The sequence below is a fragment of the Metabacillus indicus genome (assembly GCF_046603695.1).
Lineage (GTDB): Bacteria > Bacillota > Bacilli > Bacillales > Bacillaceae > Bacillus_P > Bacillus_P indicus.
Genome location: NZ_CP176757.1, coordinates 2,415,357 through 2,436,627, shown reverse-complemented (window position 1 = coordinate 2,436,627; position 21,271 = coordinate 2,415,357). Strand labels below are relative to the sequence as shown.

The 21,271-nt window shown below is 45.1% G+C and carries 26 protein-coding genes; 21 read left to right on the top strand and 5 right to left on the bottom strand.

All coding sequences use genetic code 11. The features are described 5' to 3' along the window. Window positions 1-58 precede the first annotated feature (58 nt). The 9 genes from ACK1LH_RS12300 to map all read left to right on the top strand — a co-directional run bounded on the left by ACK1LH_RS12300 (window position 59) and on the right by map (window position 8,050). The gene (locus tag ACK1LH_RS12300) at window positions 59-1,735 is read left to right on the top strand and encodes a formate--tetrahydrofolate ligase (RefSeq protein ID WP_411333215.1); all 1,677 of its coding nucleotides are present in this window, start codon (window positions 59-61) and stop codon (window positions 1,733-1,735) included. Beyond that, complete coding sequence (locus ACK1LH_RS12295) at window positions 1,735-2,235, top strand: hypothetical protein (protein ID WP_411333213.1); 501 nt, start codon at window positions 1,735-1,737, stop codon at window positions 2,233-2,235. Before ACK1LH_RS12300 ends, ACK1LH_RS12295 begins: the two co-directional genes overlap by 1 nt. Before the next feature lie 2 nt (window positions 2,236-2,237). After that, entirely contained in the window at window positions 2,238-2,720 is a 483-nt protein-coding gene (locus ACK1LH_RS12290) for a glutathione peroxidase (RefSeq protein ID WP_411333211.1), read from the top strand. A 57-nt stretch (window positions 2,721-2,777) separates the two neighbouring features. Next, window positions 2,778-3,641, top strand: coding sequence for an amidohydrolase family protein (locus tag ACK1LH_RS12285; RefSeq protein WP_411333209.1), 864 nt, complete (start codon window positions 2,778-2,780; stop codon window positions 3,639-3,641). Window positions 3,642-3,703: 62 nt separating this feature from the next. After that, a complete protein-coding gene (locus ACK1LH_RS12280; protein ID WP_282034116.1) occupies window positions 3,704-4,549 on the top strand; it encodes a DegV family protein in 846 nt (281 codons plus the stop codon). A 13-nt stretch (window positions 4,550-4,562) separates the two neighbouring features. Next, complete coding sequence (locus tag ACK1LH_RS12275; RefSeq protein WP_282034115.1) at window positions 4,563-5,213, top strand: HD domain-containing protein; 651 nt, start codon at window positions 4,563-4,565, stop codon at window positions 5,211-5,213. A gap of 79 nt (window positions 5,214-5,292) precedes the next feature. After that, window positions 5,293-6,417: a conserved virulence factor C family protein gene (locus ACK1LH_RS12270; protein WP_342822426.1), complete on the top strand. Its 1,125-nt coding sequence runs from the start codon at window positions 5,293-5,295 to the stop codon at window positions 6,415-6,417. Window positions 6,418-6,564: 147 nt separating this feature from the next. After that, entirely contained in the window at window positions 6,565-7,269 is a 705-nt protein-coding gene (locus ACK1LH_RS12265; RefSeq protein WP_203287570.1) for a class I SAM-dependent methyltransferase, read from the top strand. A 31-nt stretch (window positions 7,270-7,300) separates the two neighbouring features. Beyond that, on the top strand, window positions 7,301-8,050 hold the full coding sequence (gene map / locus ACK1LH_RS12260) for a type I methionyl aminopeptidase (RefSeq protein WP_411333206.1): 750 nt from the start codon (window positions 7,301-7,303) through the stop codon (window positions 8,048-8,050). A gap of 41 nt (window positions 8,051-8,091) precedes the next feature. Here map and ACK1LH_RS12255 read toward each other — a convergent pair whose 3' ends face one another. Then, window positions 8,092-8,790, bottom strand: coding sequence for a DUF421 domain-containing protein (locus ACK1LH_RS12255; RefSeq protein ID WP_411335096.1), 699 nt, complete (start codon window positions 8,788-8,790; stop codon window positions 8,092-8,094). A 156-nt stretch (window positions 8,791-8,946) separates the two neighbouring features. On the opposite strand from ACK1LH_RS12255, the gene ilvD reads away from it, so the two are divergent. The 7 genes from ilvD (at window position 8,947) to ACK1LH_RS12220 (ending at window position 14,598) form a co-directional block, all read left to right on the top strand. Further along, entirely contained in the window at window positions 8,947-10,659 is a 1,713-nt protein-coding gene (gene ilvD / locus ACK1LH_RS12250) for a dihydroxy-acid dehydratase (protein WP_411333204.1), read from the top strand. A 74-nt stretch (window positions 10,660-10,733) separates the two neighbouring features. Next, window positions 10,734-11,168 carry a BrxA/BrxB family bacilliredoxin gene (locus tag ACK1LH_RS12245; protein ID WP_411333202.1) on the top strand — a complete coding sequence of 145 codons (435 nt, stop codon included), beginning with the start codon at window positions 10,734-10,736 and terminating at the stop codon, window positions 11,166-11,168. 127 nt (window positions 11,169-11,295) lie between these two features. Then, window positions 11,296-12,075, top strand: coding sequence for a class I SAM-dependent methyltransferase (locus ACK1LH_RS12240; protein ID WP_411333200.1), 780 nt, complete (start codon window positions 11,296-11,298; stop codon window positions 12,073-12,075). A gap of 27 nt (window positions 12,076-12,102) precedes the next feature. Next, complete coding sequence (locus ACK1LH_RS12235; RefSeq protein WP_152554731.1) at window positions 12,103-12,228, top strand: YuzL family protein; 126 nt, start codon at window positions 12,103-12,105, stop codon at window positions 12,226-12,228. Between the two features lie 285 nt (window positions 12,229-12,513). Further along, the gene (locus tag ACK1LH_RS12230; RefSeq protein WP_029280456.1) at window positions 12,514-13,101 is read left to right on the top strand and encodes a YpjP family protein; all 588 of its coding nucleotides are present in this window, start codon (window positions 12,514-12,516) and stop codon (window positions 13,099-13,101) included. Between the two features lie 16 nt (window positions 13,102-13,117). Beyond that, entirely contained in the window at window positions 13,118-13,642 is a 525-nt protein-coding gene (locus ACK1LH_RS12225; RefSeq protein ID WP_029280458.1) for a phosphatidylglycerophosphatase A, read from the top strand. A gap of 179 nt (window positions 13,643-13,821) precedes the next feature. Beyond that, entirely contained in the window at window positions 13,822-14,598 is a 777-nt protein-coding gene (locus tag ACK1LH_RS12220; RefSeq protein WP_029280460.1) for a TerC family protein, read from the top strand. A 49-nt stretch (window positions 14,599-14,647) separates the two neighbouring features. Here the strand turns inward: ACK1LH_RS12220 and ACK1LH_RS12215 are convergent, their stop codons facing one another. Further along, entirely contained in the window at window positions 14,648-14,803 is a 156-nt protein-coding gene (locus tag ACK1LH_RS12215) for a hypothetical protein (RefSeq protein ID WP_158001626.1), read from the bottom strand. A gap of 145 nt (window positions 14,804-14,948) precedes the next feature. Here ACK1LH_RS12215 and ACK1LH_RS12210 point away from each other — a divergent pair, with 145 nt between their 5' ends. From ACK1LH_RS12210 to ACK1LH_RS12195, 4 genes are all read left to right on the top strand, one after another. Beyond that, the gene (locus ACK1LH_RS12210) at window positions 14,949-15,692 is read left to right on the top strand and encodes an anthrax toxin lethal factor-related metalloendopeptidase (protein WP_328286781.1); all 744 of its coding nucleotides are present in this window, start codon (window positions 14,949-14,951) and stop codon (window positions 15,690-15,692) included. A gap of 26 nt (window positions 15,693-15,718) precedes the next feature. Next, complete coding sequence (locus ACK1LH_RS12205; protein WP_411333197.1) at window positions 15,719-16,513, top strand: thymidylate synthase; 795 nt, start codon at window positions 15,719-15,721, stop codon at window positions 16,511-16,513. Further along, complete coding sequence (locus tag ACK1LH_RS12200) at window positions 16,510-16,992, top strand: dihydrofolate reductase (protein WP_411333195.1); 483 nt, start codon at window positions 16,510-16,512, stop codon at window positions 16,990-16,992. The genes ACK1LH_RS12205 and ACK1LH_RS12200 overlap by 4 nt, the downstream gene beginning before the upstream one ends. Window positions 16,993-17,057: 65 nt before the next feature. Next, the gene (locus tag ACK1LH_RS12195) at window positions 17,058-17,783 is read left to right on the top strand and encodes a lysophospholipid acyltransferase family protein (RefSeq protein ID WP_029565982.1); all 726 of its coding nucleotides are present in this window, start codon (window positions 17,058-17,060) and stop codon (window positions 17,781-17,783) included. Between the two features lie 19 nt (window positions 17,784-17,802). Here ACK1LH_RS12195 and trhA read toward each other — a convergent pair whose 3' ends face one another. The 3 genes from trhA to ACK1LH_RS12180 form a co-directional block, all read right to left on the bottom strand. Next, window positions 17,803-18,444: a PAQR family membrane homeostasis protein TrhA gene (trhA, locus tag ACK1LH_RS12190; RefSeq protein ID WP_029280469.1), complete on the bottom strand. Its 642-nt coding sequence runs from the start codon at window positions 18,442-18,444 to the stop codon at window positions 17,803-17,805. Further along, window positions 18,428-19,498, bottom strand: a complete 1,071-nt coding sequence (locus ACK1LH_RS12185) for a sigma 54-interacting transcriptional regulator (RefSeq protein ID WP_029565981.1) — start codon at window positions 19,496-19,498, stop codon at window positions 18,428-18,430. The genes trhA and ACK1LH_RS12185 overlap by 17 nt, the downstream gene beginning before the upstream one ends. Before the next feature lie 103 nt (window positions 19,499-19,601). Beyond that, entirely contained in the window at window positions 19,602-19,826 is a 225-nt protein-coding gene (locus ACK1LH_RS12180; protein WP_029280471.1) for a hypothetical protein, read from the bottom strand. 114 nt (window positions 19,827-19,940) lie between these two features. Here ACK1LH_RS12180 and ilvA point away from each other — a divergent pair, with 114 nt between their 5' ends. Continuing rightward, entirely contained in the window at window positions 19,941-21,209 is a 1,269-nt protein-coding gene (gene ilvA, locus ACK1LH_RS12175; RefSeq protein WP_411333192.1) for a threonine ammonia-lyase IlvA, read from the top strand. Window positions 21,210-21,271: the final 62 nt, after the last annotated feature.

Genomic DNA, 21,271 nt, shown 5'->3' with positions numbered 1-21,271 from the left:
TTACAATTGTGCGTGAAATCAATCTATTAAGCAGAAAGTAGGGCGCTGTGTGCTAAAAATGAAACATAAATCAGACATCGAAATCGCTCAGGAAGCTGTCATAAAACCAATCCGGGAAATTGCGGGACAACTTGATATTTTAGAAGATGAAATCGAGCAATACGGTAAATATAAAGCGAAACTGTCGCTGGATCTTCTTAAAAGAAAGCAAGATGCTCCAGACGGGAAAATCATCCTCGTGACGGCCATTAATCCGACACCTGCCGGAGAAGGAAAGTCTACAGTAACAGTGGGGCTTGGCCAGGCGCTTAATCTGCTTGGGAAAAAAGCAGTGATTGCCATGAGAGAGCCTTCACTCGGTCCGACGATGGGAATCAAGGGGGGAGCTGCAGGCGGTGGCTATTCTCAGGTCATTCCGATGGAGGACATCAACCTGCATTTCACAGGAGACCTTCATGCCATTACAGCGGCAAACAATGCATTGTCAGCTTTACTCGACAATCATATTCATCAGGGGAATGAAAAAGGGATTGATCCAAGAAGGATTACGTGGAAGCGGGTCATGGATTTAAATGACCGGGCACTCCGGAATGTCATTGTCGGTCTTGGAGGCCCTGTTAACGGAACTCCGAGAGAGGATCATTTTGACATAACGGTCGCATCTGAGATTATGGCCATTCTTTGTCTTGCATCGGGCCTTGACGATTTAAAGAAAAGACTTGCCGATATCGTCGTTGGATTTACATACAGCAAGGAACCGGTGACAGTCGGAGAGCTTGGGTTCCAGGGAGCGCTTGCACTTCTATTAAAAGATGCCCTGAAGCCTAACCTTGTGCAGACACTCGAACATACGCCCGCGATCATTCACGGCGGCCCGTTTGCAAATATCGCCCACGGCTGCAACAGCCTTCTCGGAACAAAAATGGCTGCCAAGCTTGGTGATTATGTTGTAACGGAAGCTGGATTTGGAGCAGATCTGGGAGCAGAGAAGTTTCTTCACATTAAAACACGGGCAGGAGGATTCGAACCTGCTGCAGTCGTCATCGTAGCGACCGTCCGCGCTCTTAAAATGCATGGCGGAGTGAAAAAAGACCAGCTTCAGGAACCTGATAAAGAAGCGATGCTTGCAGGAGCATCGAATCTTGCGAAGCATATTGAATCCATCCAGCAGTTTGGGCTGCCTTATACGGTTGCCATTAACCGTTTTAAATCTGATGCTGATGAAGAAATCGATGCGCTGCTTGACTGGTGCGCGGCTCATTCCCATCCTGCAGCTCTTTCTGAAGTATGGGAAAAAGGGGGCGCAGGCGGAATGGAACTCGCTGAAAAAGTCATTCAGACAATCGCAGAAAATAAAAATCAGTTTTGTCATTTATATGATCTTGCCGACAGTATTGAAGCGAAAGTTGAAAAAGTGGCAAAAACCGTTTACGGGGCAAAAGCGGTGGAATTTTCGTCAAAAGCCAAAAAGCAGCTTAAGGAATATGACGGGTACGGCTGGTCCCATCTCCCTGTATGCATGGCGAAAACCCAGTATTCTCTTTCTGATCAGCCTGATCTGATTGGAAGGCCGGAAGATTTTACGCTTACAATCAGAGAGCTGAAGCCTTCAATTGGAGCGGGGTTCATCGTATGCTTGACAGGTGATATCATGACAATGCCAGGACTCCCTAAAAAGCCTGCGGCACTCGGCATGTCGGTAGATGCAGACGGGAAAGCGGCAGGGCTGTTCTGATGTTTGATCCGACTGCATTTGACAACTTAAAAACGGTTCTTGAAGGTGCTGTTTACGACGCGGATCTTGACGGCAGCATTTCAGTCACAGGCAGAAAGGATCTTGTAGACCTAGCGGCGATGTCAAGGGTGTATGAGATTCAATTTCAGCTGAAAGAATCAAAGGATGCAGCTGCTGTATTCCGGCTCGCCATGAGCCTCCCGGAGCTTTCTGGAGAGCTTTTGAAAACAAATGATGTACATTCGTGCGAAATTGGCCTCACTTTTCATGAAAAGGGACCAGAAGAGTTTACGTTCGCTAAACGAATGATAGAAGAAGACTGGGGAGTTAACTTTAACGTGCGTCACCAGGTGATGTATGATGTACCGTTTAAAGAGTACAGCCATGTTTATCACGTTCAGTTCGGGCGGAGCATAAGCGAAGATCATGTGGATGATCTGATGGCGATGACAGAACATGCCATTACAACCCTCGAAAAAATAGCTGAAGGAGGAAGTTGATTTTGAGTATTTATGATCTTCATGTAAAAACAATTAATGGTGATGAAAAATCAATGGATACGTATCGCGGAAAAGTGCTTGTGATTGTGAATACAGCGAGCAAATGCGGATTTACTCCGCAGTACAAAGCGCTGCAGGAGCTTTACGAACGGTATCAGCCGGAGGGGCTTGAAATTCTTGGCTTTCCATGTAATCAGTTTATGAGCCAGGAACCTGGGACGGAAGAGGACATTAAAAGCTTTTGCGAATTGAACTATGGTGTTTCTTTTCCAATGTTCGCCAAAGTTGATGTCAATGGCCCGAAAGCTCATCCGCTGTTTACCCATCTGACAAACGAAGCGCCTGGCCTGCTCGGTTCAAAGGCTGTTAAATGGAATTTCACCAAGTTTCTAGTGGATCGTGACGGAAAAGCTGTTGAACGTTTTTCTCCAAATACAGACCCTAAAGAAATGGAAGAAACGATTCAGAAGCTGCTGCAGCAGTAAATTTGCCGGAAAGAAGCCAATAACGGCTTCTTTTCGTTTATAAAGGAGGAACGTGCAGTGAAAATCATTGATGCCCATATGCATATTTCAGAGATTCAAAGCTTTAGGCAAACAGGGGATGACGTTTCTCTTGTGGATTATTCCCTGAAAGGGCTGCAGAAAGAATATGAAGATGCAGGAGTTGTAGCTGCCATTGCCATGGGTGTGACTGAAACAGCCGGCGGTGCTTTTCCGGATAATGCTGCAGAGACACCAATGGGAGTCGACATTGAAGGCAGTGTGCCCAATAATTTTTTCGTCTGTCAGGGAATTAATCCGTATAAGCTCAGCGAAGAAAATCTTCTGATGCTCGAGAAATCCCTCCAGCACCCCCAGACGGCCGGAATAAAAATTTATCTCGGATACTATCCTTTCTATGCCTATGACAAAGTGTACGGGCCAGTCTATGAGCTTGCTGAAGCATTCAGCCTTCCGGTTGTATTTCATACGGGCGATACATATTCAGAGAGAGGTCTTCTCAAATACAGCCACCCCCTCACTCTTGATGAAGTGGCAGTTGAACACCGGAATATCCAGTTCATGATGGCGCATCTTGGAGACCCATGGGTGCTTGACGGTGCTGAGGTCATTAATAAAAACCATAATATGCATGCCGACTTATCCGGACTGCTTGTCGGCACTGACAGGACGATTGCAGCCAAAAAGAAGACCAGGTTCTTTGATCACCTCATTCATGCGCTTTCCTACTGCGATCACTATGACAGGCTTTTATTTGGGACAGACTGGCCGCTCATAGGGATAAAACCATACATTGACCTGTTCACCGAACTGATTCCCGAGGAACATCACGGGCTCTTCTTTTACGATAACGCCCTGCGTCTGTTTCCAAAATTAAATGAGTTTTTAAAAGAGGAATCCTAAACTCTTTCGACTAATACTAAGAATAGGGGTTTGAAAGCTTAAAGAGAAAGGGGAATACGATGATGGGGAGAAAAATTGCATGGGTAACAGACAGCACGGCAAGCATTGATCAGGAAATCAGGGATCACCCCGACATATACTGGGTGCCTCTCCTTGTATGCATCAATGGAGAAGACTATTTGGACGGTGTGACTCTAGCACCGGAAGAATTATATCCGCTTCTTAAAAAACCGGAAAACGCCATTACGACATCACAGCCGCCGCCGGGAGCATTTGCAGAGCTTTACAGGAAGCTTGCAGAAGACTATGACGAAGTGATTTCCATCCACCTGTCAAGTCTTCTCAGCGGTACGTACTCTTCTGCTGTTCAGGCAGCAGGCGAAGCAGAAATACCGGTTACGGTCATTGATTCTCTCATTCTGTCAGAACCTCTGACAAGAATGGTTAAAGCAGCCGTTCTCATGCACGAAAAAGGCATGGAGACGGAACAAATTGTTGCTGAGCTTGAGAGGCTGAAGGAGAAACACCATACATACGTGCTGATCGGGGACCTTACAAGACTTCACAAGAGCGGAAGAATGACCGGAACACAATATTACCTTGGCAGTCTTTTAAACATTCAGCCAATCATCCGCATTAAGTCAGGGTCGCTTTCTACCGAAGAAAAAGTCCGGTCTGAAAAGAAGGCGTTTCAGTATATAGCAGGTCAAATCAAACAAGGCAGTCAAACACATTCAATCCGTGAAATTGCGGTGATGTTCACCTCAAAACGCGACAAGGCCGATCGCCTGCATGACACGCTTGCGAAAGAATTTCCCGAAATTCCGGTTAAGCTTGTGCCGCTCTGCACAACAATCGGTGTACATACAGGCGAGGACGTAGCCGGCGTATCCTGGTTCCAAGAATAGGAAGTGTCTTAAATTGAAAGAAATCATTGAAAACATCGAACGCACCGTAAAGGATCGCCTGAAAAAAGAAGGCACAGGCCACGACTGGCACCATATTGAAAGAGTAAGGAGAACGGCTGTTAATCTGGCGAAAAAATACGCGTGCAGCCAATCTGTTGTTGAACTTTCTGCTCTCCTTCATGATGTGATTGACGAAAAGCTGTCAGATGATATCCGGATGAGTACCGAAGAAGTCGCAGCCCTGCTTGAAAGGGAAGGACTTGATCAGTCGTCTATCAGTGACATTCTGGCAGTTATTACTTCCATATCATTTAAGGGGGGCAACAGGGAAAAGGTTTCTTCCATTGAAGCGCAGATTGTCCAGGATGCCGACAGGCTTGATGCAATGGGGGCAATAGGAATAGCAAGAGTCTTTTCGTACGGAGGATCAAAAGGCAGCCTCATCCATGATCCGGACATTCCTGTCAGGAGCAGCATGACTGAAAAAGAGTACCGCTCGGATCGTTCTACGTCCATCAATCATTTTTACGAAAAACTCCTGAAACTGAAAGATCTCATGAATACAGAGGAAGGAAGGGTTCTGGCCCTTCAGCGCCATCAATTTATGGTTGCCTATCTCAAACAGTTTTATCTTGAATGGGAAGGGCCGGGAAGGAACTCGTGACGTGCGGTTTCTCTAAATGGCAAGAGCAATTACAGCTATGTTAGAATGAATGCAGACACGAAACAAGGAGTGACATGGCTTGAATATTAAATCAATTGAACCGACACCGAGCCCAAATACGATGAAAGTCATTTTGGATGAGGAGCTGCCGGGCGGTAAAAGCAGCAATTATAAGCCCGAAACAGCTGAAGGTGCACCCGGCGTCATTCAGGAGATTCTCAAAGTGGAAGGCGTTAAAGGCGTCTATCATGTAGCGGACTTCCTGGCAGTAGAACGCAATGCTAAATTCGACTGGAAAGAGATTCTGCCCAAAGTCCGTGCTGCATTCGGCGAAGAGACAGAAGAAAAAGCTGATTCCAGCTCAAAAATCAATGATCATTTCGGCGAGGTCAATGTCCACGTCCAGATGTTCAGCGGCATCCCGATGCAGGTAAAGCTTTCTGACGGCGAGACTGAAAAACGGTTCGGACTTCCCGAGCGTTTTCAAAAAGCTGTTCTTGCTGCGCAGCAGAACGCTGAAAATGTTGTGCTTGAAAGAAAGTGGAAGGAACAGGGAGTACGGTATGGCGACTTTGATGAAATTGGAAAAGACGTCACAGAAGAGCTGCAGGCAGCCTATACAGAAGAGCGGCTGACAAAGCTTACAGAAGCTCTTTTGAAAAAGGACAAGTCTGAACCGGTTCCGGCCCGAAAATCATACACGGTGACAGAGGACATGCTTGAGGATCCGGAATGGACGGTCCGCTATGCGCATCTTGAGCAAATGGATCCAAAGGAGAGCGATCTCCCTGTCTTAAATAAAGCATTATCAGATGAAAAGGCCTCGATTCGAAGACTTGCTGCTGTATATCTCGGCATGATCGAGGAGCCTTCTGTGCTTCCTTACCTGTATAAAGCCCTGAAAGACAAATCGGTTACAGTCCGCAGAACCGCCGGCGACTGCCTATCAGACATCGGTGACCCGGCAGCGATGGAAGAAATGATGCTTGCCCTTAAAGACAAAAACAAGCTCGTCAGATGGCGTGCAGCCATGTTCCTATATGAAGTCGGCGATGAGCGGGCACTGAGCGCGCTGAAAGAGGCCGAAAACGATCCTGAATTCGAGGTCAGCCTTCAAGTGAAAATGGCCATCGAACGGATTGAAGGCGGAGAAGAGGCAAAAGGCTCCGTCTGGAAACAGATGACAGAAAGCAGACAGCAATAAGACGGCCGAAAGACTAAATCACTTAGTGGATTTAGTCTTTTTGCAGAGTTTTTTTCTAAAATGCAAAGACCCATTCTGGACTTTAGCCATATTATTTTAGCGCGGTTTCTTAGCGCTTGATGAAAAAACGATGGGGGAAAATCTTATATGCCGAATAAGACAAAAGAAGCATTTGACCGACTTGCGAGGATCTATGAAACCGAAACGGACAGTCTTTATAATACAGATTATGAAAGGCCTGCTATGATGGCTAATATCCCTGAAAACCTGAACGGCTCTAGTATCCTTGATGCCGGCTGTTCTGCTGGCTGGTATTCGGATCAGCTGCTGAAAAGAGGAGCGCATGTGACGGGCGTTGATATCAGCCCCAATATGATTGAAGCAGCCATCAGGAAAACGGGAGGGCGTGCAAAAATGATCTGTCACGACCTCTCAGAGACCCTTCCTTTTGCTGATGCCTCGTTTGACGGTATTGTCAGTTCACTTACGCTTCATTACTGCAAAGACTGGAGGCCTGTTTTAAGTGAATTTTCCAGAGTTCTAAAACCATCAGGCTGGCTTCTTTTTTCCACTCACCATCCATTTATGGACTGGAAACTGTTTGAGTGCAAAAACTATTTCAGCGAGGAACTTTTGCATGACACCTGGAAAAAATCAGGTCAGACATTTGATGTGAGTTTTTACAGAAAACCTCTGGAAAAAATCGTCACAGAAACGAGCCGCTTTTTTTCAATAGATAAACTGATTGAACCTAAGCCTGCTGAAAGTTTGTATGAAAAACATCCTGCAAACTATGAATATTTGACGAATAACCCTCATTTTATAATGATTAGGGCAACTGCAAGATCATAAGAAGAGGTCCAATTCCAAGAGGAGACGTTCGATGATTATTCTAAAAAGCGAAAGAGAAATCAGCCGGATGCACGAAGCGGGAAAGCTGCTTGCTTTGTGCCATAAAGAGGTTTCAAAGCTGTTGAAACCAGGTGTAACGACACTTGAGATCGATTCCTTCGTGGATAAGTACCTTGCTGACCACGGAGCGGTCCCTGAGCAGAAAGGCTATAAAGGCTACGAGTTTGCCACGTGTGCATCGATCAATGACGAAATCTGCCACGGCTTCCCGAGAAATCAGCCCCTAAATGACGGTGATATTGTAACGATTGATTTTGTCGTGAATTTAAACGGTGCTCTTGCAGACTCTGCGTGGACACATGCAGTGGGAAATGTGTCCGATCAGGCGCTGAAATTAATGGATGTCACAAAAACGGCCATGTATAAAGGGATTGAGCAGGCAATTGCCGGCAACAGGCTTGGGGATATTGGGCATGCCATTCAAGAGTATGCAGAAGGTGAATCTTTCTCGGTTGTGAGAGATTTTACCGGACACGGCATCGGTCCGAACATCCATGAGGAACCTACTGTTCTGCACTACGGGATGCCAGGCAAAGGATTAAGACTGAGAGAAGGAATGGTCATCACCATTGAACCTATGGTGAACGCAGGAACGTGGTATTCAAAAATGGACGATAACGGATGGACTGCCCGCACAGTTGACGGAAAACTTTCAGCCCAATATGAGCATACTGTGGCCATTACGAAAGATGGGCCTCTTATATTGACTGAAAAGCAGTAAAAAGCGATTTCACTCAGAAATCGCTTTTTTTTGCTGATGATTTATATTAGGAAAGGAGGATAATTGGCTGCTTGGGCATGTTTTGGGCTGACCTGAAGAAATTTGTTCTTAGTAATAGAAGCAAAAAAAACGTCATCCGTAGATTCAAAACCTTGCTTTAATAACTCGCCATCCAGCCAACTCCTGTCAGTTTCAAAAAATTCAAGTACTTCGTCAAAGACTTTCCCTTCAACGATTAATGGAAATCCGGCTTCTTTAATGACAGGGCCGCTTGTTTTTTTAAAGACAGATAGTTTACCGCTGCCTTCAATGACTGCAAGTTCTACTTGAGAAAGGTGAAAGATGTCTTTTTCTCTCAAAAGAGCTAGAACATTATCGATTGTGAATTGATTCTTTTTTATTGCATCCGACAGAAGAACCCCATTCTCGATAATGACATTCGGCTCAAACGTTACGAGATTTTCCATTCTTCTGTTTGAAACTTTCCATTTAGCTAATATCTTCTGCAAAAGCGCAATCATGAAAATGGCTGCGATAGTAGGCAGGTGTTCAATTTCAGGGTCTGCAATGTCTGCCCCTACTACTGAACCAAGTGTTAAAATGGCTAAAAAATCAAAAACCGGCAGTTCTCCGATTGACCGCTTTCCCATAAAAAGAGTGAAAAATAATAAAAGCGGGAGGATGGTAACTATTCGAACCGCTACAATACCTATGTCTTTCGCAATTTCCAAAGCAGTCACCCCTTTGGTAGCTAGTATAGGCCTTCTCCCTAAAACTATTTCAGCTGAATAAAAAATGGCAGAAATTTTATTTTTAGAAATTATTCGAATATTGTTGAAATACAGTAGAATTCGGACTATAGTATATAACAATACCAATTTAACGGGGTGATGTAAGTGAGCAAAAAAGATTTGAGAATCAAGAGCAAAGTAATCAGCGACGATATGAAACGAATGCCGAACCGTGCCATGCTTCGTGCGGTTGGGTTAAAAGATGAAGATTTCCAGAAACCGATGATTGGCATCGCCTCTACATGGAGCGAAGTAACTCCATGTAATATACATATTGATAAACTTGCCCAGCTGGCTAAAAAAGGCGTAAACACTGCAGGCGGCGCAGGGATGATTTTCGGCACAATTACAGTGTCAGACGGCATTTCAATGGGAACAGAAGGCATGCGCTACTCCCTTCCTAGCCGCGATGTCATCGCGGACTCTATTGAAACGGTAGTCGGAGCTGAAAATCTTGATGCATTTGTTGCCATCGGGGGCTGCGATAAAAATATGCCGGGATGCATGATTGCAATCGCTCGCGCTGAAGTGCCGGCAGTATTCGTATATGGGGGCACGATTAAACCTGGCCGCTTAAATGATAAAGATATTGACATTGTATCTGCGTTTGAAGGGGTCGGAAAATTCAACAACGGAGACATCGATAAAGATGGACTGCACCAAATCGAATGTCATGCATGCCCTGGCGCAGGTTCTTGCGGAGGCATGTACACGGCGAATACGATGGCATCTGCGATTGAAGCGATGGGAATGAGTCTGCCGGGCAGCTCTTCAAACCCGGCTGAAACAGAAATGAAGCAAAATGACTGCTACGAGGCTGGACAGGCCGTATACCGTATGCTTGAGCAGGATATTTACCCTAAAGACATCATGACGAAAAAGGCATTTGAAAATGCGATTACGGTCGTGATGGCGCTTGGCGGATCAACAAATGCCATCCTTCACCTCATGGCCATTGCTCATTCTATGAATGTAGAATTATCGCTTGAGGATTTTGAGCGACTGCAGCGCAAAGTTCCTCATATCGCAGATCTTAAGCCGAGCGGAAAATATGTTATGCAGGATCTGCACGAAGCAGGCGGAGTACCTGCTGTAATGAAGCTTCTCCTTGAAGAAGGGCTTCTGCACGGAGATTGTCTGACAGTTACAGGAAAAACAGTAGAAGAAAACCTTCGCGAAATGGAAGGCCTGAGAGAAGGACAGGACGTCATCTATCCTCTGGAGCAGGCATTGAGAAAAGACGGACCTCTTGTGATTTTAAAAGGGAACTTATCGCCAAGCGGGGCGGTTGCGAAAGTTTCCGGCCTGAAAGTAACGAAAATGACAGGGCCTGCAAAGGTATTTGATACAGAGACTGAAGCGACAGAAGCTGTGATGTCAAACGAAGTGACCGCAGGTGATGTGCTCATTATCCGCTATGAGGGCCCTAAAGGGGGACCGGGTATGCCTGAGATGCTGTCCCTGTCGTCCATCATTGTCGGCAAAGGCCTCGGAGAAAGCGTAGCACTGCTGACAGATGGCCGTTTCTCCGGCGGGACGCATGGTCTTGTTGTCGGACACATTACCCCTGAGGCACAGGTCGGCGGCCCGATTGCCCTTGTGAAAAATGGTGATCTTATTACAGTTGACAGCGATAAGCGCGAACTGCATCTTCATGTGTCGGATGAAGAGCTTGCTGAAAGAAAATTAACATGGACCGCTCCTCCTCTCAGAAACCGCGGTGTCCTCGGCAAGTATGCAAGAACTGTTTCCTGCGCATCACAGGGTGCGGTGACAGATGCATTTGAAGAGGTAAAAGAACCTGCCAAAACCCGCTGAGGGCCCGTCTGTTGAATTGTCATTCTACCTGTAGTATTCTTTTACTACATGCGAAGGCTTAGGAGGAATGACAAATGTCAATGGCATATGAAGAATACATGCGTCAAATGGTGAAACCAATGCGAGCAGAGCTTACAAATGCAGGGTTTCAGGAATTAACGACTGAAGAAGATGTGAATGCGTTTATGGAGAAAGCACAGGGTACGACTCTTGTAGTAGTCAACTCTGTATGCGGCTGTGCGGCAGGACTTGCAAGACCGGCTGCAACGCAGGCGGTTATGCAGGCTGAAAATGCGCCTGACCACCTTGTGACGGTGTTCGCAGGGCAGGACAAAGAAGCTACGGCTGCAATGAGAGGTTACTTTGAAGGGCTTGAGCCATCTTCTCCATCAATGGCGCTTTTAAAGGGAGATAAAGTTGTTCACTTTATTCCGCGTCATGAAATCGAAGGGAATACGATCGAGAACATTATGGAAAATCTTCTCGGTGCCTTTGACGCAGCTAAATAAAAATTCTCGGGATGCCTGGAAGCGGGCATCCCTTTGTCATGAAAAAATGACGAATCTGCAAGCGCTGAGCTCCTGTCCGGAAGTAAGGGGCAACGGCGCTTGCGCTTTGAATGGGGAGTGAAAACCTGTGATTGTCACAACTGCCGGAAGGACGAATCCTTCCATGATTCAGCTTGCAGAAGGTATAGCAAATGACCTGAAGGCAGCTTATATCAGCCGGAAGAAACAGTCCATACAAGCACTGTCAGAAATGCACGGAGATGTACTCGTGGTCGGAAAGAACAGGATGGAATGGCATAAAAGAGGAGGGGCGGAGCCGTTTTTCTTTCATCCCAATTCTGCCATGTTCAGACTCAAGAGGCTTCAAAAAGGAGAGCATGATCCCCTAATTGCTGCAGCTGACCTGAAACCGGGCGACACGTTTTTAGATTGCACGCTTGGTCTTGGCTCTGACAGCATCACAGCAAGCTATGCAGTCGGAGAAAAGGGGAATGTAACAGCAGCGGAAGCGAATCCGCTCGTAGCCTATCTCGTAGAAAAAGGCCTTGAAACATGGGAAACGGGAGTGGATGAGTTTGATGCCTGCATGCGGAGAATACAAGTTGAAAGCAGGAATCATGTTGATTTGCTCAAGGAACTGGATGCGAATTCTTACGATGTCGTTTACTTCGATCCCATGTTTGAAGAAGCTATCACCGAATCTGATGGAATCGGCCAATTGAGGGCGCTGAGTGAGTATTCTCCAATAACGGAGGACACCGTAAAGGAAGCCAAGAGGGTTGCCGCAAAAAGGGTTGTGTTAAAGGATCATTGGAAAAGCCCGTCATTTCATCAACTCGGCTTTCAAGTTTTTAAAAGAAAATCAGCAAAATTTCACTATGGTGTGATAGAAACAAAAGATCTGTGAAAAATAGGATGAGGAGGTGCTCATCCAATGTCAAAACATAAAAGCGATCCATCGAAATCTCAGCTTGGTTCACCTGAAACACAAGGACAGGGAACAACGGCTTCTGAGGCAGGAAGAAAACAATCTTCTGCATCCAAAAAGCAAAAGCGTTAAAACGAAAAAGCTCATGGCAGCAGCCATGAGCTTTTTTCAATCTGTAATTTCAGTGAAAATAAAATAAGCCAGTGTCACGAATGATGCAATAATAAAGACGGATTCCATTCTGATTCACTCCAAACACTCTAGGTTTTTATTTCCAGCTTCCCCTTTAGTTTAAACGTTTTCATCCCGATTTAAAACCATTAGAAGGTCGCTTTTGCAAAAAAATTCTATAAATAAAGAATTTATTTATGATAGAATAATAGTATTATAGGAAGACTTGGAGGAAGACACGGCATGATGAACAAATGGATGCGTAAAACGCTTGTCATCTTATTTACAATTGCAACCTTCGGAATGGTTGCGCCTCCTGCAGCCCTGACAGTTGAAAACCGCTCATCTGAAGATTCTGCTGTTAATTTAAACGTTCCGCAAAAACATTTATTTGAGGATGAAACCGCTTACTGGAAAGCCCCGTCTAAAGAAGAACACATTTCCTCCTTTTTAGAAGCGGCAGAAATTCAGTCTTTTGAGAAATTCGGAGACAAAATCGGCACTAAAATTGAAGATGAATTCAGGCAGATCATTCTTCCTAAAATGGAAGAAGCCATCAGGGAGTATGCGGAAGACTATTCGGATGAGGACATCAGGGATCTAGTTATTTCTAAAAAGCCTGCTGACGGGAAGGGCGAAAAAATCTTTCACCTATATAACAAAGAAACCGGTGAAGATATCTTAAGATTTCATGTTCGCCGTGACCACCCGCCAAAACAGGGTTACTGGTTTAACTTTCATTACCACACGCACCATGATTCTTTTCAGAAGCATCACGAACTTGGAAGCATCTACTGGAATCAGAATATGCCTCCAAACTGGATGACACATTAAAGGGGTGCAATGTCTAGTGGGCAAATACACGATTGATGAAATGGTGAAAACAACAAAAGAAATGCTGTATGACAGGGGAGTAGCGCTGACGGATATCGCAGAGATTGTCATGACGCTGCAGAAGAAATATATCCCTGACATTACACTTGAAGATTGTGTAGAAAACGTAGAAAGAGTTCTGAACAAGCGGGAAATTGTCCATGCCGTCCTGACTGGGCTTGCGCTTGATCAGCTCGCGGAGCAGAACCTGCTTCCGCAGCCGCTTCAGCATCTTGTTGAAACAGACGAACCGCTCTACGGCATCGATGAAATCATTCCGCTTTCCATCGTGAATGTGTACGGCTCCATAGGCTTGACCAATTTCGGATATCTGGACAAAGAAAAGTTCGGCATTATAAAAGCGCTTGATGAACATGGCGGAAACCGCGTCAATACCTTTCTCGATGATCTTGTGGCTGCACTTGCCGCTGCCGCAGCAAGCAGAATGGCGCACAGAGCAAGGGATATAGCGGATGGCCGCGATGCAAAAGCTACAGTATAAAAATTGTGCACCTCTATGGTGCATATTTTTTTTTGAAACCTTTTCCGGGCTCAATCGTATTAAGTTGGGCAGGCTGCTTAAAAGTGTCTTTTTCATGAAGAAAGGTGAAAATACTTAACAAGCAATCTATTTTTCAGTATAATGAAAAAGTTAATGTGAAGTTTAGGAGGAAATGGCAAATGGCAATTTTGGAAGGCATGCTTGAAACATACGCACTTTTTTTTGATTGGGATATGTGGGTTAAGGTACTTACAGATCCGGTTTCATGGGGACTGATTGGAACACTGATTATTCTCGAAGGTCTTTTATCAGCAGATAATGCGCTGGTACTGGCTGTTATGGTAAGACATTTGCCTGAAAAGCAGCGCAAAAAAGCGTTATTTTACGGTTTACTTGGAGCATACGTCTTCCGCTTCATCGCTATTGGCGTCGGGGTATTCCTGATTAAACTGTGGTGGGTAAAAATATTAGGTGCAGCCTATCTTGCATGGCTTGCAATTAAATATTTCATGGATAAACGAAAAGAAAATGCCGAAGGTGATGAAGAGCACGGCGGCATCAACAAAAACGGCCTGCTTATCCGTCTTTTCGGTACGTTCTGGGGTACAGTTGTTGCAGTAGAATTAATGGATATCGCGTTCTCTGTAGACAGCGTCCTTGCAGCATTCGGCGTCAGCGAAGAAGTATGGGTTCTTCTTCTTGGAGGAATTTTTGGGGTACTTATGATGCGCGGAGTTGCCGGCGTATTCCTCAAATTGATTGACAAAGTGCCTGAGCTTGAAACAACTGCCTACATTCTTATTGCTCTGATTGCAGTTAAAATGGGTCTGGCTGTAGCGCACATTCACATTGAGCACTCTGTATTCTTCATCGTCATCCTTGTGATGTTTGCAGGTACATTCGCTCTTAACTACTTCCGCAAAAAATCAAGCCACAGCAACAGCACTGGCTTATAATTTTCAAAGTGAAAAAGCTGCATTCGTGCGGCTTTTTTATTTTGTTTTTCTATCCCATAAAAAGCATTGAAAACAGCGCAATCAATCCGATTGAAGTAAGGCCGTCAAGGACCATGTAGCTCTTTAGCGTCATAACTTCAATGACTTCTTCTGTCAGCTGCTGCCTTTCTCTGTATGGAATGTTCCGCTTTATTAGCATCCTCATCAAGATCACCTAATTTCCATGATAATTTCCATCTTATGGCGGAATCGCCGTAAAAGTGACAGGACAGAGTATATGGGCTGGGTCTTTTCAGTATGTTACTATTTTCATAAGTATATAGAACGAGTGAAGGAGGTATACATATGTGATGAAACGAAATCTTATCCTGGCAAGCCTTGCCATTACAGCAGCTTTTGCCTTTTATTTCTATACGTCCGTAAGTATCCCCTCCGGTCAGCTTCTGAAAGAACATCCTCTCATTCAGGAAACAACAGCGATACCTGCAGACTCCCCGCTGAACGAAATGGTTTATTTGCCGGAACAAAGCATAGAGGAGCAGGAAGCAGAAAAGATGCTGAAAAACCTTCATCAAATCCATCCTGCCATTCTTAAAGCTGCAAAAGATCAGGGTGTCGTCATTAAGCTGTTTGAAGGAAAATTGACGGAAGAAAAAGGGCTTAAGCATCTGGATGGATTAACGCCAAAGGGGCGGAGTGAAAAAGCAGGCTGGGAAAGCGTTCCGGGCATGACAGAGGATAACAGAGTATACGTGAAAATCGGCATGAGTGAATACGGTATGGGTCACGGATCGGTGTCCCTTGAGCTGCACGAATTTGCTCATGCTGCAGATCTCAACGTTTTTTCCCGGGTCAGAAGCAATCCGCTTTATTTGAATATATGGAAAAAAGAAGCCGGCATGCTGTTTTCAGACCAGACCTATTTCAAACGATTTCCGGAAGAGTATTTTGCAGAAATCTTTGCGATGTATTATTACAGCAGGGAGACAAGAATAAAGCTGAAGGAAATGGCGCCGCTTTCTTATCAGTTTATCGCGAATCTTTATAAATCAACGGTAGAAAACGGGGCGGACTTCCGATACAATTATCACTAGATGAAATACGAAGGAAGTGTCTTTAAATGAAGCAGTATTTGGATTTATGCAAGCATGTTCTTTTAAATGGGACAGTAAAGGAAGACCGGACAGGCACCGGAACGATCAGTACGTTCGGTTACCAAATGAGATTCGACCTAAGCGAAGGATTCCCTCTTCTGACAACGAAAAAGCTTCACTTAAAATCGATTATTCACGAACTGATCTGGTTTTTGAGAGGAGATACGAACGTAAAGTATCTTCAGGACAACGGAGTGCGCATCTGGAACGAGTGGGCTGATGAAAACGGCGAGCTTGGCCCTGTATACGGAAGGCAATGGCGTTCGTGGGAGGGTGCAAATGGTGAAACGGTGGATCAGATCGCAAAACTGATTGATCAGATTAAAAACAACCCTGATTCAAGACGGCTGATCGTGAGCGCCTGGAACCCGGCAGATGTCGATAAGATGGCACTGCCGCCATGCCATTGTTTTTTTCAGTTTTATGTAAACGACGGAAAGCTGTCATGCCAGCTTTATCAGCGGTCAGCTGATGTCTTTCTCGGCGTTCCGTTCAACATTGCCTCATACGCGCTGCTGACGATGATGGTGGCCCATGTGACGGACCTGGAACCGGGTGAATTTGTTCATACCTTCGGAGATGTTCACATTTATAAAAATCACCTGGAGCAGGTCGACCTGCAGCTGACGCGCGATGTCAGAAAGCTTCCGAAAATGAAGCTCAATCCGGACGTGAAATCGATCTTTGATTTTTCATTTGAAGATTTCACACTCCAGGGCTATGATCCTCATCCGCACATTAAAGGGGCTGTCAGCGTATGATTTCGATGATTGTCGCAATGGATGAAAATCATCTCATCGGACGCAACAATGATCTGCCTTGGCGAATCCCCGCAGATCTGGCCTACTTTAAAAAGGTGACGCTCGGACATCCGGTCCTGATGGGTCGGAAAACCTTTGAATCGATTGGAAAGCCTCTGCCAGGCAGAGAAAATATTATTCTTACACGGAACAAGCATTACTCTCAGGAAGGCACAAAGGTTATTCATGAGCTGGGTGAAGTGCTTGATGATCAGTCACTTAAAGAGAAGAATCTGTTTATCATCGGCGGAGCAGAAATCTTCAAAGAGTGCCTGCATCTTGCAGACAGGCTGTATATAACGAAGATTCATGATACCTTTGAAGGAGATACATTTTTTCCGGAATTCAAAGAAGAAAACTACCGTGTCATCAGCCGTGAAAAAGGGCCGAAAGACGAGAAGAACCCGTATGATTATGAATTTATTGTTTATGAAAAATAGTAAATGAAAAAAGCCTCCCGTCTAATAGGGAGGCTTCTTATCGGGACATCAGGAGGAACAATCACATGATTAGAATGTTAGTGACGGTTTTGTACGGAATTGGCTATTTAATCTGCAGCCTGCCGGAACTCAGCCGTGTGAAAAAGCTTGACCCTCGTCTTTCCGTCGAAAAAAGAGACGAAGCGGCACACACACTCCCTAAAAACTGGGCAGCATCGTTAATCAGGTCTTCAGGTTCCAAGGTGACGCTAGAAGGGGAACATAACATGCCGGACGGTCCTGTACTCATTGTGAGCAATCATCAAAGCAATTTTGATATACCGGTTTTAATGAGTTCGCTTAAAAAACCGGCAGGATTTCTCTCGAAAACAGAAGTGAAAAAACTGCCCCTTCTTCCAAAATGGATGGAAGTCATGAACTGCATTTTTGTTGACCGCAAAAATAAACGCCAGGCTCTGCTGTCTTTGAAAGAAGGAAGCGAAAAACTGAAAGAGGGCCACTCCCTGATTATTTTTCCGGAGGGAACAAGAAGCAAAGGGGACGATCTGGCCGAATTTAAGACAGGTGCTCTCCGTATGGCTGCAGGAGCGGGGGTTCCGATTGTGCCGGTTGCGATTGACGGTACGTATGACATTATGGAAAAACAGGGCGGATGGAGATTTAAGCCGTCTCAAGTCAAAGTCATTGTCTGCAAGCCGGTCCAGGCAGAGGAGTATACAGGCCGGGATTTAAAGACTACGGCTGAAGAATTAAGGCAGACCATCGCAAAAACACTCAGGAATCCCTCCTGAGTGTTTTTTGTTTCTATTTTTAAATAAATGGCACATCCGTTACATAAAAGAGTACGCAGAAAAACATAGCCGCACTGCCTGCAAGAACAAATCCGTGCCAGATTGCATGGTGGTAGGGAATCTTCCTCCAGACGTAGAAGACAGCGCCGATTGTATAGAGCAGACCGCCCGCAAGCAGCAGTCCGAACCCTTCAGGGCTTAAATAGGCATATAAAGGCTTAATCGCAATGATAATGAGCCAGCCCATCAGAATGTAGGCAAGTGTTGAAAGGATGATAAATCGCTTTACAAAAAAGATCTTCAGCACAATGCCAGCAATCGCGAGACCCCATACAATGCCGAGCAGCGTAAATCCAAGCGCTCCCCGAAGCGGAACAAGGAGAAACGGAGTATACGTTCCGGCAATCAGCAGATAGATGGCCGAGTGATCCAGTATCTCAAAAACGTCCTTTGCCTTTCTGTGCGGAATGGCATGGAGAAGTGTTGAGAACAAGTAAAGCAGAATCATCGTTGCCCCAAAAATGGAAAAGCTGACAATGTGCCATGCATCTCCGTATTTAGCGGCATAGATTATCAGGTAAACGAGAGCCGGGATGCTTAGAAGCACGCCGATTCCATGTGTGATCGCATTTGCAATTTCTTCTTTAATCGAGTATTCCATCTTTAGCTGCCTCCTTTTGAATCGTTTCAAGATTCTGGCTCAATGACTGCAGGAAATCAAGGCCTTCAAGCGTTATTTTAGTTCCTGCACGTCCGCGGCCCTTTGTCACATACTCATTTCTTTCGAGAAAATCCAGTCTGTGCCTGACCTGCTGGGGTGTCAGCGGGTTTTTTGTCTGTTTGCTGCTGTCGGAAATGGTTCTCCTGCTGGCAGGGTCCCCGTCTTCATTTGAATCCCGGATCGACTCGAGGATGAACAGGTATTCCTGTTTATCCATCATCGTCAAGGGCTTATCTTTTGTTTTTTTAGGTTCTTTTTTGCTCACCGTCTCCTTTGAAAGGAAGGGATCCTTCGGGAGGTCATGCAGCTGAATGGATCTGCCGTCGCAAACCGTAAGCAAGTAGTCCATCGTGTTTCTGAGTTCAAGAATATTGCCGGGCCATGGATACCCTGAAAGAATTTCACTGACCGTCTTATCAATGCGCAGCTCATGCCCTCTTTCCTTTATAAAAAAGGCAGAGAGAAGCGGGATGTCTGTCTTTCGCTCACTTAATGGAGGAAGCGTCAGTCTTAGTACATTTACATGATAATAAAAATCCTGACGAAGAGTTCCATTTTCTACAAGAGCTTTTAAATCCTGAGAAGAAGAGACAATGATCCGGACGTCTGACGGGACAGACGTTGAAGAACCTGTTCTTTTTGTTTGCTTCGTCTGAAGAACTCTCAGAAGCTGAGCCTGAAGGTCCAGGCTTAAACCTGAGATTTCATGAAGGAAAACAGTTCCTCCATCTGCAGATTCGATCAGACCGCTCCTTTGATCTGAGCCGAAAAGTTCCTCATAAAGAGCAGCTTCAGAATATGTACTGCAGTTAACAGAAGCGAAAGGGCGGGCAGATCTCTCAGAAGCCAGATGAATCGCGTGTGCAAATGTTTGTTTGCCGCTTCCTACGGGGCCTTCCAGCATGACGGGCAGATCATTTGCAGCCATTTTTTTTGCAAGTGATTTTTTTTCAATAAACAGCGGGTGTTCCCCAATCAATTTTTCAAGTGTCATATGTTTGCTCCTTGAATGTTCTAATTGGTTTCATTATAACACCCAAATGCAACTAAATGGAACCAATAAAAACATCTTTACAGAATATTAATAAAAATGCAAGCTATTGCTCCATCGCTTTAAGATTTTCAAGCATGTATGTAAACTGCTTCGGATTTTCAAATTGAGATTCCGTCCAGTTCAGCCTGATCCACTCTTTGAGTTCTTGCACGGAGTTAAACACTTCTCCGCTCGTATCCTCTTTCCTGATCATATACCGTCCGTTATCTGCGTCTGCTGTGACCAGGCAGGGAATGGCGCTGCCTGGTGATTTTAATTCAAACTCCATCATAAAACCTCCATTGTTAAATAATTGTGTGAATTTTTTAATAATAACTTTTAATTTTGAATATTCATGATATAATGTTTCAATTAAACTCTAGTTGCAGAAAGGATTTTCCGAATGAAACAAATGATGAATCTTGAACCCTCACTTCATGTGGCTGACATCCTAAAGGCGCACCATTTGTTAAAGGATGTAATCGTCCACACGCCTCTCCAAAAAGACGAGCGTCTTTCTGAAAAATATGAATGCAGCGTTTATTTGAAAAGAGAAGACCTTCAGATTGTCCGATCATTCAAATTAAGAGGGGCATACAACAAGATCAAGCAGCTGTCTGAACAGGAAACGGCTAACGGTATTGTTTGTGCAAGCGCCGGGAATCATGCACAGGGCGTTGCCTATTCCTGCAAACAGCTGAACATTCACGGCAAAATCTATATGCCTTCAACCACCCCGAGGCAGAAGGTTTCACAAGTTGAGCTTTTTGGCCGCGGGCATATTGAAATCATTCTCACAGGCGACACGTTTGATGATGCTTACAAAAAAGCGAGAGAGTGCAGCGAGGCCGAAGGCAGATCCTTCATCCATCCGTTTGACGATCTCGACGTGATAGCAGGCCAGGGGACGATTGCCCTTGAAATTTTAAATGACGCTGATGCTGAGATGGACTATGTGTTTGCAAGCATCGGGGGCGGCGGCCTGATTTCAGGCGTCGGCAGTTATTTTAAGCAGGTTTCCCCAGGAACGAAGGTCATTGGAGTTGAGCCGGAAGGAGCTCCGTCATATGCGGAATCCATTTCAGCCGGCAAAGTGGTTGAGCTTGATAAAATTGATAAATTTGTAGACGGAGCAGCAGTAAAAAGAGTTGGGGACACCAATTTTTCCATCTGCAGGTCCGTTGTAGATGACACGGTACTTGTTCCGGAAGGGAAAGTGTGCACGACCATTCTCAGCCTCTACAATGAAAATGCGATCGTGGCAGAGCCTGCCGGAGCCTTGCCGATTGCCGCCCTGGATTTTTACCGCGACCAGATAAAAGGGAAAAACATTGTCTGCATCGTAAGCGGAGGGAACAACGACATTGGACGGATGCAGGAGATGAAAGAGCGGTCACTCATGTACGAAGGCCTGCAGCATTACTTTATTGTCAACTTCCCTCAGCGAGCAGGCGCACTCAGAGAATTTCTGGATGAAGTGCTCGGCCCGGATGATGACATTTCAAGATTTGAATATACAAAGAAAAACAACCGTGACAGCGGCCCTGCCTTTGTAGGGATTGAACTGAAAAAAAGGGAAGATTACAGCGGCCTGATCGAAAGAATGAACCGCAAAGGATTCCCATACACAGAAGTGAAAAAAGACAGCAGCCTGTTCCATCTTTTCATCTGAAAAATTTCATTCTTCCTGACACAATTAGACAGATTTCTTAAAGCTGTTGGGGTATAATATAA